Source organism: Nitriliruptor sp., assembly GCF_040882075.1.
Lineage (GTDB): Bacteria > Actinomycetota > Nitriliruptoria > Nitriliruptorales > Nitriliruptoraceae > Nitriliruptor.
Map to the genome: position 1 here is coordinate 1 of NZ_JBBEBZ010000185.1, position 15,082 is coordinate 15,082.

General features: G+C 70.1%; 12 protein-coding genes. 11 read left to right on the forward strand and 1 reads right to left on the reverse strand.

Features of this window, described 5'->3' with window-relative positions:
• From rpsB to ispG, 9 genes are all read left to right on the forward strand, one after another.
• Nucleotides 1-926: 30S ribosomal protein S2 (gene rpsB / locus WEB03_RS12595; protein WP_368071300.1), on the forward strand; the 926-nt coding region annotated here is incomplete at its 5' end.
• Nucleotides 927-1,054: 128 nt separating this feature from the next.
• Nucleotides 1,055-1,666, forward strand: coding sequence for an elongation factor Ts (gene tsf, locus WEB03_RS12600; RefSeq protein WP_368071301.1), 612 nt, complete (start codon nucleotides 1,055-1,057; stop codon nucleotides 1,664-1,666).
• Nucleotides 1,667-1,763: 97 nt separating this feature from the next.
• Nucleotides 1,764-2,510 (forward strand): UMP kinase, encoded by a 747-nt coding sequence (gene pyrH / locus WEB03_RS12605; RefSeq protein WP_368071302.1) that lies wholly within the window; start codon nucleotides 1,764-1,766, stop codon nucleotides 2,508-2,510.
• 86 nt (nucleotides 2,511-2,596) lie between these two features.
• On the forward strand, nucleotides 2,597-3,118 hold the full coding sequence (frr, locus tag WEB03_RS12610; protein WP_368071352.1) for a ribosome recycling factor: 522 nt from the start codon (nucleotides 2,597-2,599) through the stop codon (nucleotides 3,116-3,118).
• A 2-nt stretch (nucleotides 3,119-3,120) separates the two neighbouring features.
• Nucleotides 3,121-3,978, forward strand: a complete 858-nt coding sequence (locus WEB03_RS12615; RefSeq protein ID WP_368071303.1) for a phosphatidate cytidylyltransferase — start codon at nucleotides 3,121-3,123, stop codon at nucleotides 3,976-3,978.
• Nucleotides 3,979-4,061: 83 nt separating this feature from the next.
• Nucleotides 4,062-5,240 carry a 23S rRNA (adenine(2503)-C(2))-methyltransferase RlmN gene (gene rlmN, locus WEB03_RS12620; RefSeq protein WP_368071304.1) on the forward strand — a complete coding sequence of 393 codons (1,179 nt, stop codon included), beginning with the start codon at nucleotides 4,062-4,064 and terminating at the stop codon, nucleotides 5,238-5,240.
• Nucleotides 5,234-6,433, forward strand: a complete 1,200-nt coding sequence (gene dxr, locus WEB03_RS12625) for a 1-deoxy-D-xylulose-5-phosphate reductoisomerase (RefSeq protein ID WP_368071353.1) — start codon at nucleotides 5,234-5,236, stop codon at nucleotides 6,431-6,433. The genes rlmN and dxr overlap by 7 nt, the downstream gene beginning before the upstream one ends.
• Before the next feature lie 4 nt (nucleotides 6,434-6,437).
• On the forward strand, nucleotides 6,438-7,886 hold the full coding sequence (locus tag WEB03_RS12630; protein WP_368071305.1) for an RIP metalloprotease: 1,449 nt from the start codon (nucleotides 6,438-6,440) through the stop codon (nucleotides 7,884-7,886).
• Between the two features lie 35 nt (nucleotides 7,887-7,921).
• Nucleotides 7,922-9,085 (forward strand): flavodoxin-dependent (E)-4-hydroxy-3-methylbut-2-enyl-diphosphate synthase, encoded by a 1,164-nt coding sequence (ispG, locus tag WEB03_RS12635; RefSeq protein WP_368071306.1) that lies wholly within the window; start codon nucleotides 7,922-7,924, stop codon nucleotides 9,083-9,085.
• Between the two features lie 93 nt (nucleotides 9,086-9,178).
• Here ispG and WEB03_RS12640 read toward each other — a convergent pair whose 3' ends face one another.
• Nucleotides 9,179-9,745 (reverse strand): Uma2 family endonuclease, encoded by a 567-nt coding sequence (locus WEB03_RS12640; RefSeq protein ID WP_368071307.1) that lies wholly within the window; start codon nucleotides 9,743-9,745, stop codon nucleotides 9,179-9,181.
• A 152-nt stretch (nucleotides 9,746-9,897) separates the two neighbouring features.
• Between WEB03_RS12640 and WEB03_RS12645 the strand changes: the two genes are divergently transcribed.
• Complete coding sequence (locus tag WEB03_RS12645) at nucleotides 9,898-12,927, forward strand: BPTD_3080 family restriction endonuclease (RefSeq protein ID WP_368071308.1); 3,030 nt, start codon at nucleotides 9,898-9,900, stop codon at nucleotides 12,925-12,927.
• A gap of 13 nt (nucleotides 12,928-12,940) precedes the next feature.
• A partial coding sequence (locus WEB03_RS12650; RefSeq protein WP_368071309.1) for a site-specific DNA-methyltransferase occupies nucleotides 12,941-15,082 on the forward strand: 2,142 nt, incomplete at its 3' end.

The window sequence follows — 15,082 nt, forward strand, 5'->3', positions numbered from 1 at the left end:
CCGTCGGGTACATCGAGAAGGCGTACACCCACACCCGGGACCTGGTCGCCAAGGGCGGCACCGTCCTGTTCGTGGGCACCAAGAAGCAGGCCCGCGAGACCATCGAGTGGCAGGCGACCCGCGTCGGGATGCCCTACGTCACCGAGCGGTGGATGGGCGGCATGCTCACCAACTTCGCCACGATGAAGGGTCGCGTGGCGCGCCTCAAGGAGCTCGAGGCGATGGAGTCGTCGGGCACCTTCGAGCTGCTGCCGAAGAAAGAGGTCCTGCAGCTGCGTCGTGAGCACGAGAAGCTGCAGACCAACCTCGGCGGCATCCGCGAGATGGGCAAGCTCCCCGACGCCATCTGGGTCGTGGACACCGTCATCGAGGAGATCGCGGTCAAGGAGGCCAACCGCCTCAAGATCCCCGTGGTCGGGATCCTCGACACCAACTGCGACCCGGACCTCGTCCAGTTCCCGATCCCGGGCAACGACGACGCGATCCGTTCGTCCGCGTTGCTGACGCGCATCATCGCCGATGCCTGCGCCGACGGCCTGTTGCTCCGCGCGTCGCGTTCGCCCGACGAGGAGCTGCGCGTCCAGGCGATGCAGGCCGCCCAGTCCGCCGGTGGCGGGCTCGAGGTGTCCGAGCCGAAGGCCGAGTGGGAGATCGAGCTCGAGCGCCAGCAGGCGGCCGAGCAGGCCACCCGCGCCGGCGGCAGCACCACCCAGCCGGAGACCACCCCGCCGCCGGAGACCACCCCGCAGCCGGAGACCACCCCGCAGCCGGAGACCACCCCGCAGCCGGAGACCACCCCCCAGCCGGAGACCACCCCCCAGCCGGCGGATGCCGCGCCGGCCGAGGCTGCACCCGCCGATGAGGCCGCCGCTCCCGAGGCCGCACCGGCCGAGGCGCCCGCGACCGACGAGCAGCCCTCCAGCTGACCCGCCGCGTCCACGCGCGGACCGCGACGCTCACCCGGTGAGCTCGGTCCGCGCGGCCGCGCGTCCCTGCTCGTGCCCGCCCGCGCCGGCACGCACCCCACCGCACCCACCGAAACAAGGAGGCCCCCGTGGCCGTCTCCGCCGCTGACGTCAAGAAGCTGCGCGAGCTCACCAACGCTCCGATGATGGCCTGCAAGATGGCCCTCGACGACGCCGACGGTGACATCCAGAAGGCCGCCGAGCTCGTCCGCGAGCGCACCGGCGCCAAGATGGACGCCCGCGCCGCCGACCGCACCGCTTCCGAGGGGCTGGTCTACACCTACGCCCACACCCCGACGCCGGGGATGCCCGCCCGCGTCGGCGTGCTCCTGCAGCTGTCGTGCGAGACCGACTTCGTCGCCAAGGCCGACCAGGTCCAGGCGCTCGCCCGCAACATCGCCCTCCACATCGCCGCGGCCAAGCCCCTCGTGGTCTCCGAGGACCAGGTGGACGCCGGCCTCCTCGACAAGGAGAAGGAGTTCGCCCGCAAGGAGGCGATCGAGCAAGGCAAGCCCGAGAACATCATCGACCGCATCGTCGACGGCAAGGTCAAGAAGGTCTACGAGGACTGGGTCCTGCTGAACCAGCCGCTCGTGATGGACCCCGACAAGACCGTCGCGCAGGCCATCAGCGAGGTCCAGGCCGTCGTCGGCGAGAAGCTCGAGGTCGCCCGGTTCGCCCGCTTCGAGGTCGGTGCGTAGCCGGCCGACACCGGCCACGCGCGGCGCTGACGCCGTTCCGGCAGCGGCTAGCCTCAGCTCCGCCACCCGGCCGATCGAGCCCCGACCGGAGATCTCCGTGTCCGACCGCAAACCACTCTCGCGCGTCCTGCTGAAGCTGTCCGGTGAGGCGTTCTCCGACCCGTCCGTCAAGGGCGGCATCGACCCCGGGATCGTCCGTCAGGTCGCCCGCGAGGTCGCGCAGCAGGCCGCTGAGGGCACGCAGGTCAGCATCGTGGTCGGCGGCGGCAACATCTTCCGCGGCAACTCGCCGTCCGCGACCGGGATGGACCGTTCGAGCGCGGACCACATGGGCATGCTCGCGACGGTCATCAACGCGCTCGCGCTCCAGGACGCCCTCGAGAAGCTCGGGGTCGGGACGCGGGTGCAGACCGCCATCGGTATGCAGGAGGTCGCTGAGCCCTACATCCGGCGGCGCGCTCTCCGTCACCTCGAGAAGGGCCGCGTGGTGATCTTCGCCGCCGGCCTCGGTGTCCCGTACTTCACCACCGACACCACCGCAGCCCAGCGAGCGCTCGAGATCGGCGCCGAGGCGATCCTCAAGGGCACCGGCGTGGACGGCGTCTACGACCGGGACCCCAAGAAGCACGATGATGCGGTCCGTTACGACGAGATCGACTTCCTGTCGGTCCTCAACCAGGGCCTGCAGGTCATGGACTCGACCGCGATCTCCCTGTGCATGGACAACGCGCTGCCGATCATCGTCTTCGAGCTGCTCCGGGAGGGCAACATCGGCCGCGTCGTCCGTGGCGAGCACGTCGGCACGCTCGTGCGTTCCGCGGTGCCGACGCCCGAACTGGTCTGACCGGCACACCCACGCGGGTGCGGTGACGCACCCAACAGGAGCTGACGATGAGCCTCCACGAGGTCACCACCGACGCCAACCGACGGATGGGCCAGGCGGTCGAGAAGGTCGCCGCCGATTTCAGCGCCATCCGCACCGGTCGCGCCAACGCCCAGATCCTGCAGAAGATCACCGTCGACTACTACGGCGCGCCCACCCCGCTCCAGCAGCTGGCCAACTTCTCGGTGCCCGAGCCGCGGATCCTCATGGTCAACCCGTTCGACAAGGGGTCGGTCAACCAGATCGAGAAGGCCATCCGAGACTCCGACCTGGGTCTGAACCCCTCGTCGGACGGGTCGGTCATCCGGTGCGTCTTCCCGGAGCTGACCGAGGAGCGCCGCAAGGACTTCATCAAGATGGCCAAGGCGGCGGCGGAGGACGGCCGCATCGCGGTGCGCAACGTCCGCCGCAGCGCGCGTGACGCCATGCAGAAGCTCGAGGACGATGGTGAGGTGGGCACCGACGAGCGCGAGCGGGCGACCAAGAAGCTCGAGGAGCTGACCTCCACGCACGTCACGCAGATCGACAAGCTGCTCGACCAGAAGGAGCAGGACCTGCTCGAGGTCTGAAGGTGACCGACATCGACCCGCACCCCGAGCGACCGCGCAAGATGGTCGGCGGCCGGGATCTGCCGCTGGCGATCGGCGTGGGCGTGCTGCTCGCCGGGATCTTCCTCGGATCGCTGTTCTGGCACCCGGTCGCGTTCAGCCTCGTCGTCGCCGTGCTCGTCGCGCTGGCGTGCGTCGAGGCCGGCCGCGTCCTGCGTTCGGTCGGGTTGCAGCTCGAGGTCCCCGTCCTGCTCGTGGCCAGCGCCGTGATGATGTTCGGCGCCTACGAAGCGCGGCACGCCGGGCAGGCCGTCGGCGTCGGTGTGTTGTTCATCGGCGGGGTCCTGTGGCAGCTGTCCGACCCGCAGCGCCGCGACGTCGTGCGCACGCTGGCGACCACGGTGCTGTTCGGGCTCTGGGTCGGGTTCTTCGCCTCGTTCGCCGTGCTGCTGATCACCCGCCCCGAAGGTGCCGTCGTCGCCACGATGGGTGTCATCGGCGCAGCGATCTTCGCCGACATCGGCGCGTACGGGTTCGGCGTCGCGTTCGGCAAGCGCAAGATCGCGCCGTCGGTCAGCCCCAACAAGACCTGGGAGGGCTTCCTCGGTGGTCTGGCCGTCGCCACGCTGCTCGCCGTGATCGTCCTGCCGCTGGCCAGCGACCTGTTCACCGTCCTCGACGCCGCCATCCTCGCCCTGCTGTGCGGCTCGGCCGCGTTCATCGGCGACCTCGTGGAGTCGATGATCAAGCGCGACCTCGGACTCAAGGACCTCGGCGACCTCCTGCCGGGTCACGGCGGCGTGCTCGACCGCGTCGACGGGATCCTGTTCGCCCTCCCGGTGGGCTTCTACGCCGTCGAGCTGCTCACGCGCTCGAGCTGAGCGGACCCGGCTGACACCGGTCGGGGGCCCGCTGCGCTGCCGTACCATCGGTGGCCACCACGTCGCACCGACCCGGAGCTCGCGTGTCCACCGCTCCACCCTCCCACCCCGAAGCGATCGACCCGTACGCGCTCGATCGCGACGGGCTCGCTGCGGTGCTCGCCGAGCTCGGCGCGCCGGCCTACCGCGCCCGGCAGGTGCACGCGTGGTTGGTCCGCGGTGTCGACGATCCGGAGGCGATGACCGACCTCCCACGCGATCTGCGGGACCAGCTCGGGGAGCGGTTCGCGCCCGCGCGGCCCGAGCTCGTCGCGCACACGGTGGCCGACGACGGACACACCCACAAGCTGCTGCTGCGCTACCCGGACGGTGAAGCGATCGAGACCGTCCTGATGCTCTACCCCGGCCGGGCGACGGTCTGCATCTCGACCCAGGCCGGGTGTGCCATGGGGTGCCCGTTCTGTGCGACCGGACAGCTCGGCTTCCGGCGCCAGCTCACCGCCGGCGAGGTGGTCCGTCAGGTCGTCGTGTGCGACGCCGCCCTCCGCAGCGGGACCATCGACGCGGATTCGCTCCCGGAGGACGCGCCGGACCACGTGACCAACGTGGTGTTCATGGGCATGGGCGAACCGCTCGCCAACCTCCCGGCGACGTTGGCCACCGTCGGTTGGCTCCACGACCCGGAGGGGTTCCGCTTGTCGGCCCGCGGGATCACGGTGTCCACGGTCGGCCTCGTCCCGGGCATCGACAAGCTCGCCGACGTGGGGCTTCCGGTCACCCTCGCGGTGAGCCTGCACGCCGCGACCGACGAGCTGCGTGACGAGCTGGTGCCGGTGAACCGGTCCCACCCCCTGGCGGAGCTCGAGGACGCCGTGCGCCGCTACCGCGACCGCACGAACCGGCGAGTGACCATCGAGTGGTGCCTCATCGGTGACGTCAACGACGACGCGCACCAGGCCGATCGGCTCGCCGTCATCGCACGTCGGCTCCGCGCCCACGTCAACGTCATCCCGATGAACCCGACGCCCGGGGTCCGGTGGAAGGAACCCTCCAAGCGGGCCACGCACGCCTTCGTCGCCCGGGTCCGTGACCGCGGCGCGAACATCACCCTGCGCGACACCCGTGGCCGCGATGCCGACGCCGCCTGTGGGCAGCTGCTCGCGAGCTACGACCTCGGCTCCGGCAGCCGCCTGCCCGCGGCCGTCGGTGCCGCCGAGCGGGTCGACCAGCTCCTGCCGCTGCGCCAGGGGCCCGCATCGTGAGCGATCAGCGACGACGCGTGGTCCTGCTCGGCTCCACCGGCTCGATCGGCACCCAGGCGCTCGACGTCGTGGTCGCGCACCCGGGCCGCTTCGAGGTCGTGGCGCTCGCTGCGGGCTCGGACGGCGCGACCCTCGCCGCACAGGCCGACGCCCACGGGGTCCGGCGCGTCGCGCTCGCCGATCCCGCTGCGGCAGCCGAGCTGCGCGCCGCGCGGCCGGACCTCGACGTCCTCGACGGACGACGGGGTGTGGTCGAGCTGGCCGGCGACGACGCCGACCTCGTCCTCAACGGCATCACGGGGTCGGTCGGGCTCGAACCCACGCTGGCGGCGCTCGACGCCGGGACACCGGTCGCGCTGGCCAACAAGGAGTCGCTGATCGTCGGCGGTGACCTGGTGGTCGCTGCAGCCGAACGAGCAGGGGGTCGCGAGAGCCACCTGATCCCGGTCGACTCCGAGCACTCCGCCCTCGCGCAGTGCCTGCGTGGCGGGCGTCGCAGCGAGGTCGGCCGGCTCGTCGTCACCGCCTCCGGCGGGCCGTTCCGTGGCCGGACCCGGGCCGAGCTCGCCGACGTCACCGTCGACGACGCGCTCGCCCACCCCACCTGGAGCATGGGACCGGTGGTCACGATCAACTCCGCGACCCTGATGAACAAGGGGCTCGAGCTGATCGAGGCGCACGAGCTGTTCAACATCCCGTGGGAGCGCATCGACGTCGTCGTGCACCCGCAGTCGGTCGTCCACTCGATGGTCGAGTTCGTCGACGGGTCGACGCTCGCACAGCTGTCGCCGCCCGACATGCGCCTGCCGATCCAGCTCGCCATGACCTGGCCCGACCGGCTCGACCACGCGTTCGTCGCCTGCGACTGGACCCAGGCCAGCGAGTTGACCTTCGAGCCGGTCGACCGGTCCACCTTCCGTGCGCTCGACCTCGCCGAGGACGCCGGTCGGCGTCGGGGGACCTGGCCGGCGGTCCTGAACGCGGCCAACGAGGTCGCGGTCGATGCCTTCCGCACCGGACGGCTGCCGTTCCTCGGGATCGCCGAGCTCGTGGAACGCACCCTCGAGGCCTGGGCAGCCACCGGCCCCGGCGCACCGAACCACCTGCAGGACGTGCTCGACGCGGATGCGTGGGCGCGGGCGTGCGCCGCCGAGGCGCTCGGCCACCGGTCCACCGTGACCGTGGAGGGGTAGGCAGATGTCCGGTCCCGCAGCCATCACCGTCTTCGTGGTCAGCCTGATCGCCGCGATCATGCTCCACGAGGCGGGTCACCTCCTCACCGCGCGCCGGTTCGGGATGCGTGCCGACCGGTTCTTCCTCGGCTTCGGGCCGACGCTCTGGTCGACCCGCCGCGGCGAGACGGAGTACGGCGTCAAGGCGCTGCCGCTCGGCGGTTTCGTGCGGATCCGGGGCATGAGCGAGCTCGACGACCGGCTCGCCCCGGTCCCGGACGCCGTCTTCTCGACCGACGCCGTCGCGGCCGACCGCGAGCTGGTCGTCGCCGGTGGCGGCCCCGTCGGCGGTGCCAGCATCCCGGACGCCACGTGGGACCGGTTCGACACCGAGCTCCGCCACCGGGGGACCGACCCGACCACCACCGTCACCATCGTGGACCGGACACGCGCGAGCGTCGGGACCTCGAGCTCGCTGGCCGACGCGCGCGACGCTGCAGAAGCCGCGATCACGCGTGAGGTCGGGACCTCGCAGCAGCTCGGTGACCTCCCCCACCGCCTCCTCCACGGCGACCGGGGCCGCTTCTTCGCCGATCGACCGGCCTGGCAGCGGGCGATCGTGTTGGCTGCCGGGTCCGCGGTCCACTTCCTGATCGCGATCGTCCTGCTGCTGGCGATGTTCCTGTTCACGGCCTCGCAGTTCGTCGGCATCGACCCGACGGTCACCGGCGTCCTCGAGGACTCTCCCGCTGAAGCTGCTGGCCTGCAGGTGGGTGACGAGCTGGTCGCGGTCGAGGGCACCCGCTCGGGCGACTACGAGCAGCTGCGGGACGTCATCCGTGCCCGCCCGGGCGAGCCCATCGACCTCACCGTCATCCGTGACGGGGTCGAGCTGACCCTGACCGTCACGCCGCGACTCGGCGAGGACCCGTCCACCGGCGAGGAGGTCGGCCAGGTCGGGTTCGTGCCGACCGAGGTCTACGCCGCGTTGCCGCCGGGCGAAGCCATCCGCGAGGCGTTCACCGGACCGGTCGGCTTCGTGACCCAGGTCGAGCAGACGTTCGTCGCCATCGGCCGCGTCTTCGGACCGGAGGGGCTCGCCGGTATGTTCGATCAGGCGACCGGTGCGGCCGAACGGGACGCGCAGGGTGCGGTCTCCATCGTCGGTGCCGCCGGTATCGCCGGCCAGGCTGCGGCCTTCGGTATCGGCACCCTGCTGCTGCTGATCGCCTCCATCAACGTCTTCATCGGCATCTTCAACCTGCTGCCGCTGCCGCCCCTCGACGGCGGCCACCTCGCCGTCCTCGGGATCGAACGCGCGGTCAACGCGGTCCGCCGCCTGCGCGGTCGCACCGACGAGTTCACCGTCGATCCACGGGCCATCGCGGCCGTGATGGTGCCCGTGCTCGTCGTGCTCGGTTTCGTCTTCGTCACCCTCACCTTCCTCGACATCACCCAGCCGATCCGTCTGTGAGCACCGACCCCGCCACCCCGTCCGAGAGGTCCGCTGTGTCCGGCACCCTCCCCGTCGTCCCCGCCCAGACGGCCCCCGATCCGTTCACCTCGCCGGGACCGAAGCGGCGTCTCAGCCGCAAGATCCGGGTCGGCCCGATCGAGGTGGGCGGCGACGCGCCCATCACCGTCCAGACCATGACGGTGACTCCGACCCACGAGGCCGACACCACCCTCCAGGCGATCGCCGCCTGCCAGGCCGCAGGGGCCGACATCGTGCGGGTCGCCGTCCCACGGCGCGAGGACGCCGAGGCGCTGCCCTACATCGTCGAGCACGCCCGCATCCCGGTCATCGCCGACATCCACTTCCAGTGGAAGTACGCGGTGCTGGCGATCGAGGCCGGGTGCGCTGCCGTGCGCATCAACCCGGGCAACATCAAGAAGCACGACAAGGTCGCCCTCCTCGGTCAGCTCGCCGACGAGGCCGGCGTGGCGATCCGCATCGGCGTCAACGGCGGCAGCCTCGAGGACGACGTGCTCGCCCGGCACGGGGGGAGGGCCACCCCGGAAGCGATGGTCGAGTCGGCCCTGAACGAGGTCAAGCTGCTCGAGGACGTCGGCTTCGGTAACACCAAGATCTCGGTCAAGCACTCCGACCCCTGGGTGATGATCCAGACCTACCGGCTCCTGGCCTCGTCGTGCGACTACCCCCTCCACCTCGGCGTGACCGAGGCGGGACCGCTCAAGACCGGGTCGATCAAGTCGGCCGTCGGCATCGGTGCGCTCCTCGCTGAGGGCATCGGCGACACCATCCGTGTGTCGCTGTCGGCCGATCCCGTCGAGGAGGTCAAGGCCGGCATCGCCATCCTCGAGGCCCTGCACCTGCGCGAACGCGGCCTCGACGTCGTGTCGTGTCCGTCCTGCGGCCGCGCCCAGGTCGACGTGTGGACGCTCGCAGAGGAGGTCCAGAAGGGCCTCGAGGGCCTCGACGCGCCGCTCCGCGTGGCGGTCATGGGGTGCGTGGTCAACGGACCGGGCGAGGCCCGCGAGGCCGACCTCGGGGTCGCCGCCGGCAACGGTAAGGGCGACATCATAAAGAAGGGCGAACGCATCGCGACCGTGCGCGAGGAGGACATCGTCGAGGCGATGGTCCACTACGCCACGGAGATGGCCGCCGAGATCCGCGCCGAGCGTGGCGAGGGCGACCCTGTCGTCGCGTAGCCGTCGCGGTCGTCCGTCCGCTCGCTGCAGGTGACGGAGACCGCGGTCAGCGGGCCGGCGGGACCCCTGCTCCAGTTCGGGCTTCTCGCCCCGTCAGGTGGGCCCACCGGTCGGGAGCACCACGAGGTCACGGACCGGGACGGCGAAGCCGGGCAGCGACGGCGAGGTGAGGCGGTCGTCGACCTCGAGGATCACGGGATCGCCGTACCAACGATCGCCCTCGAGCCGCGACACCTCGATGCGCTGCTGATCGAGGTCGACGAACCAGGACTCGGGGACGCCGGACCGGGCGTAGCGGGCACGTTTGATCCCGGTGTCGTAGGACCGGGTCGAGGGTGAGGACACCTCGACGACGAGGTCCGGATCGGTGTGTGCGAGCTCGTCGGGAAGCGGCCGACCAGGTGCCAGGAAGATGACGTCCGGCTCGAGGTGGGTGTCGTCGGCCAGGTCGACGTTGCCGCCGGGCAGCGCCCAGCCGCCGTGCACGCGCGTCCAGTCGTTGAGGTGGGCGAAGACCTGGCCGACCGACCACTCGTGGAACGCGCGCGGGGCCGCGCTCACGAACAGCACCCCGTCGATGATCTCGTACCGGTGCCCGTCCTTCTCCGGGAAGGCGTAGGCGTCGGCCAGCGTGTACTGCCGCTCCGCCGACACGTCCATCGATCCGCTCCGTCCATCCCGGGAGCCTCGCGTGGCGAGCGTACGCTGACGGATCGGGATGCGGCGAGCCTGTGGATGCAGCCCCGGCGGACCGCGAGCGGGTCCGCGGAGGGACGCCGCTAGGGTCGTCGGTCGACACGAGGGGGCGTGCAGTGGGCGACGTCGTCATCGACGACCCGATCCTCAACTCACCGTTCGAGGAGCCCGGTCGGCACTTCCGCTTCTCCGACGACGGCATCACCGACGAGATCGTCGAGGAACGTCGGCGGTCGGGCTACTTCGTGCCGGTGCCCTCGGCGCGTGTGCAGCAGCCGCAGCTCGAACTCGAGACCCAGTGGACCCAGGACCGGTACCGGCCGAACGACTTCATCAACGAGGTCCGCGACTACGTGGCCCGTTGGCGAGCAGCGGGTCACGACGGCGTGACGTCGACCACGCGCGACCTGCTCGCGTACTGGACGGATGGGGACCGCTCGCGGCCGCTGTTCTTCGCCCAGCGTGAGGCGGTCGAGACCGCCATCTTCCTGACGGAGATCGGCGGGAAGGAGTTCGGAGGGACCTTCCTCCAGAACCAGCTGCGGGAGTGGGCTGACGAGTTCAACCCAGGGCTGCTGCGTGCGGCCTTCAAGATGGCGACCGGGTCGGGCAAGACCACGGTGATGGGCATGCTCATCGCCTGGCACACCCTCAACAAGGTGGCGAACCCCCAGGACCGGCGCTTCGGGGATGCGTTCCTCGTCGTCGCGCCGGGCATCACCATCAAGGACCGGCTCCGGGTGCTGCTGCCGACCGATCCGGACAACGTCTACCGCGACCGGGACCTCGTACCGCCCGAACGGATGCAGGCGCTGGCGCGTGCTCGCGTCGTGGTCACCAACTACCACGCGTTCCTGCCCCGCGTCACGGCTCAGGTGAAGCCACTCGCGCGTGAGGTGCTCGGCTACGACGACCGCAACCCGTTCGTCGAATCGCAGGCTCAGGTGGTGCGGCGCGTCCTGCGCGACCTCGGCAGCAGCAAGCGCAACGTCGTGGTGCTGAACGACGAGGCCCACCACTGCTACGAGCCCCGCGAGGCAGCGCAGCGTCCGAAGATGTCCCGCGAGGAGCGCTCGGAGGCCACATCGCGGGACAAGGAAGCCCGTGTGTGGCTGTCCGGCCTGCGTGCGGTGGACGAGGAGCGCGGCGTCAAGGTCGTCTACGACCTCTCAGCGACGCCGTTCTTCCTCAAGGGCTCCGGGTACGACGAGGGGCGCCTGTTCCCCTGGGTGGTCTCCGACTTCGGGCTGATCGATGCGATCGAGGCGGGGCTCGTCAAGGTCCCTCGGGTACCCGTCGCCGACGACGCGATGCAGCCGGAAGGACCGACCTACCGCGAGCTGTGGAGCCGGATCCGCGACGATCTGCCCAAGCAGGGTCGTGAGGTCACCGATCCGTCCGGCCGCCCGTCGTTGCCGGCTGAGCTCGAGGGCGCGCTGCAGAGCCTCTACGCGAACTACGAGCAGGCGTTCCGCCGGTGGGAGGCGGACGCCGCGGCGCAGGCGGCCGGGATGACCGCACCGGTGTTCATCGTGGTGTGCAACAACACCACCGTCTCGAAGCTGGTGTACGACCACATCGCCGGCTACGAGCGGCAGCTCGATGACGGGACGTCCGTGTGGGTGAAGGGCGAGCTACCGCTGTTCTCCAACGTGCGCGACGACGGCCGCCTCGCGAGCCGCTTCAACACCATCCTGGTCGACTCGCAGCAGCTCGAATCGGGGGAGGGGCTCAGCAAGGACTTCCGCGACGTCGCCGCTGCCGAGATCGACGAGTTCCGCGACGAGCTTCGTCAACGGTTCCCCGGTCGTAGCGTCGACGATCTCGACGATGCCACCCTGCTGCGCGAGGTGATGAACACCGTCGGCAAGGCTGGCCGCTTGGGTGAGGGCATCCGCTGCGTCGTGTCGGTGTCGATGCTGACCGAGGGTTGGGACGCCAACACGGTCACGCACATCCTCGGCGTCCGGGCCTTCGGGACCCAGCTGCTGTGCGAGCAGGTCGTCGGGCGGGGTCTGCGGCGCCGAAGCTACGCGCTGAACGAACACGGCCGGTTCGATCCCGAGTACGCCGAGGTCTACGGCGTCCCGTTCTCGTTCATCCCGGCTTCCGGAGCGACCGATGCACCGAAGCCGCCGACGGCGTTCACACGGGTCCGTGCGCTCGAGGAACGGGCCGCGCTCGCGATCTCGTTCCCGCGCGTCGTCGGCTACCGCACCGAACTCGGCGCCGACCGGTTGTCGGCGTCGTTCAGCGAGGACAGCCGGATGGTGCTGAGCCGAGCTGCCGTGCCGACGCGAACCGAGATGGCTGGCATCGCCGGAGCAGAAGATGTGCACACCTCCCCGCTGGACCAGCGGCGGGTGCAGGAGGTCGAGTTCCAGCTCGCACGGCGGCTGGTGACCCGTCTGTCCTCCGGGGCGGTGCACGACGGTTGGATCGGCGACCCGGCGACCGCGATCGATGCGGCGCTGTTCCCCCAGGCGATCGACATCGTCCGTCGGTGGCTCGCGAGCCACGTCGAGGTGAAGGACGACGCGTTCGTCCAGATGCTGCTCTACGCCGAACTCGCGGACCAGGCGGCGGAGAAGCTCGAGCGTGCGGTGCACCGCGCCGCTTCCGCGGAAGCGCGGATGCTCCCGATCCTCCGGCCCTACGAGCCGGTCGGTACCACCGCGGTGGTCGACTTCGACACGACCAAGGCCACGTTCCGGACCCGTGAAGACCGTTCGCACGTCAGCCACGTCGTCGCCGACGACTCGAGCTGGGAGCACCAGGTCGCGGACGCCCTCGAACAGCTCGACGAGGTCGTCAGCTACGTCAAGAACGACCACCTCGGGTTCTCGATCCCCTACACCCGCGACGGCCAGGTCCGCCAGTACCTGCCCGACTTCCTCGCACGGGTCCGCGTTGACGACGATGAGATCACGATGATCGTCGAGGTGAGCGGTGGAGGACACGGGGCCGAGGACAAGCGGATCAAGGTGGCGACCGCGACCAGCCAGTGGGTGCCGGCGGTGAACGCACACGGCGGGTTCGGGCGCTGGGCGTTCGTCGAGGTGACCGACCCGCAGTCCGCGAAGCAGGTCATCCGAGCCGCCATCGCCGACGCGGTCGGCGCGACTACGGTCGACGACGGATGCTGATCGAGGGGTCGACGTGGCGAAGCAGGGGCAGAAGCGGTCGGGTCCGACGCCGGTCAGCGCGATCACGCACGACCAGCAGCGGGCCAACATCCCGACGGGAGAGCTCGCCGAGTTCGTCGCGGATGACGAACGGACGCCGGCGTGGCTGAACTACCCGCGGGACGCGTCGGCGTCGCCGCAGCTGGTGTGGATGGGCAAGGACGATCAGGACGCCGACGACCTGACGGTCGCCGCCCCGCCGGTCTACATCCAGGAGAAGATCCACCCGCAGGTCATCATCGAGAACCTGCGGCGCACGGCCGCAGCGGGTGAGCTCGAACCCGAACTGACGCTGTTCGAGGACTTCCGCGACGACCTGCCGTTCGAGGACAAGGTCGACTTCTACGCCCACCAGCAGGGCTGGTCCAACCGGTTGATCCTCGGCGACTCCCTGCACGTGATGGCGTCCCTCGCCGAGAAGGAGCGGCTGCGTGGCAAGGTCCAGATGATCTACCTGGACCCGCCGTACGGCATCAAGTTCGGGTCGAACTGGCAGGTCTCGACCCGTGACCGGGACGTGAAGGACGGCAAGGACACCGATCTGGTCCGCCAGCCCGAGCAGATCAAGGCGTTCCGGGACACCTGGGAGCTGGGCATCCACAGCTACCTGACCTACCTGCGCGACCGTCTGACCGTCGCCCGCGACCTGCTGACCGAGTCCGGCAGCGTCTTCGTCCAGATCGGCGACGAGAACGTCCACCTCGTCAGGAGCCTCCTCGACGAGGTCTTCGGCCGCGACAACTTCGTCAGCCTCATCACCTTCAAGAAGACGACTGGCGCTACGGGTGCGGGTCTGGCAGGTGTTGTGGACTACATCGTCTGGTACGCGAAGACGCGAGACGAGATGAAGTACCGGGAGTTGTTTCACGTGAAGACTGCCGGAGGTGCCGGCGGATCCGCCTACACCCGTGTTGAACTCGCGGATGGAACTCGACGAACCATGACCGTCGGGGAACGCGCGGGAGATCCACATCCACTTCCCGATGGCGCGCGAATTCTTCGTCTCGACAACCTGACGAGCCAAAGCATGGGGAGACAGAAGGGCGCAGGTGCCGCCTCATGGTTCCCGATCGAGCTCGATGGACGTCAGTTCACGCCTGGTTCGAAGGCACGCTGGAAGACGAACGAAGAAGGCATGGCGAGGCTGCTCGCGGCTCGTCGCGTGGACCTCGCCGGCAACACTCCGTCGTATGTGCGTTACCTCGATGACTTTCCCCTGTACCCGTATTCGAACTTCTGGGACGACACGACGATCGCCGGCTTTGGCGACCCGAAAACCTACGTCGTGCAGACCAACACGAAGGTCGTGCAGCGGTGCCTGCTGATGTGCACCGATCCTGGGGATCTGGTGCTCGACCCGACGTGTGGGTCGGGGACGACCGCGGTGGTCGCCGAGGAGTGGGGGCGACGGTGGATCACCGTCGACACCTCGCGGGTCTCGCTCGCGTTGGCGCGCACCCGCCTGATGGCGGCCCGCTACCCGTACTACCTGTTGGCTGACTCCGCCGAGGGCCGTGCGAAGGAGGCCGAGGTCAGCGGTCGGGCGGTGGCTTCTTCCGCGGAAGAAGCCCCGAGCGGTTCCGCGGAACCGCTCGGGACCGGCGACGTGCGCAAGGGCTTCGTCTACCGACGCGTGCCGCACATCACGCTGAAGTCCATCGCCCAGAACCCCGACATCCGAGAGGGGATGACCCGGGCGGAGATCGACGCGGCGATCGTCCGCCACGGCCAGTCCGAGGTGCTGGTCGATCAGCCGTACCGCGACAAGAACCGCGTGCGGGTCACCGGGCCCTTCACGGTCGAGAGCCTCTCGCCACACCGGCTGCTCACACCGGGCACCGAGGAGCCGGCCACCGTCGCGGCGGCGCAGCAGGCACCCGAACAGCGCGACTTCGCCACCGTGATCCTCGACAACCTCGTCAAGGCGGGCGTGAAGACCACCACCAAAGGTGAGGAGATCGACTTCGACCGGCTCGAACCGAGGGCCGGCACCTACCTCCAGGCCGAGGGCACCTACACCGACGCCTCCGGCGACGAGCGCAGGGTGGCGGTCTGCATCGGCCCGGAGCACGGCACGGTCGGGCAGACGCTGGTGCGCGAGGCCGCAAAGGAAGCG

Coding starts and splice junctions, on each gene's coding strand:
- WEB03_RS12640 (WP_368071307.1), bottom strand. CDS start 9,745: ATGGACGTGTCGGCGGAGCGGCAGTACACGCTGGCCGACGCCTACGCC.
- WEB03_RS12630 (WP_368071305.1), top strand. CDS start 6,438: ATGTCCGGTCCCGCAGCCATCACCGTCTTCGTGGTCAGCCTGATCGCC.
- frr (WP_368071352.1), top strand. CDS start 2,597: ATGGGCCAGGCGGTCGAGAAGGTCGCCGCCGATTTCAGCGCCATCCGC.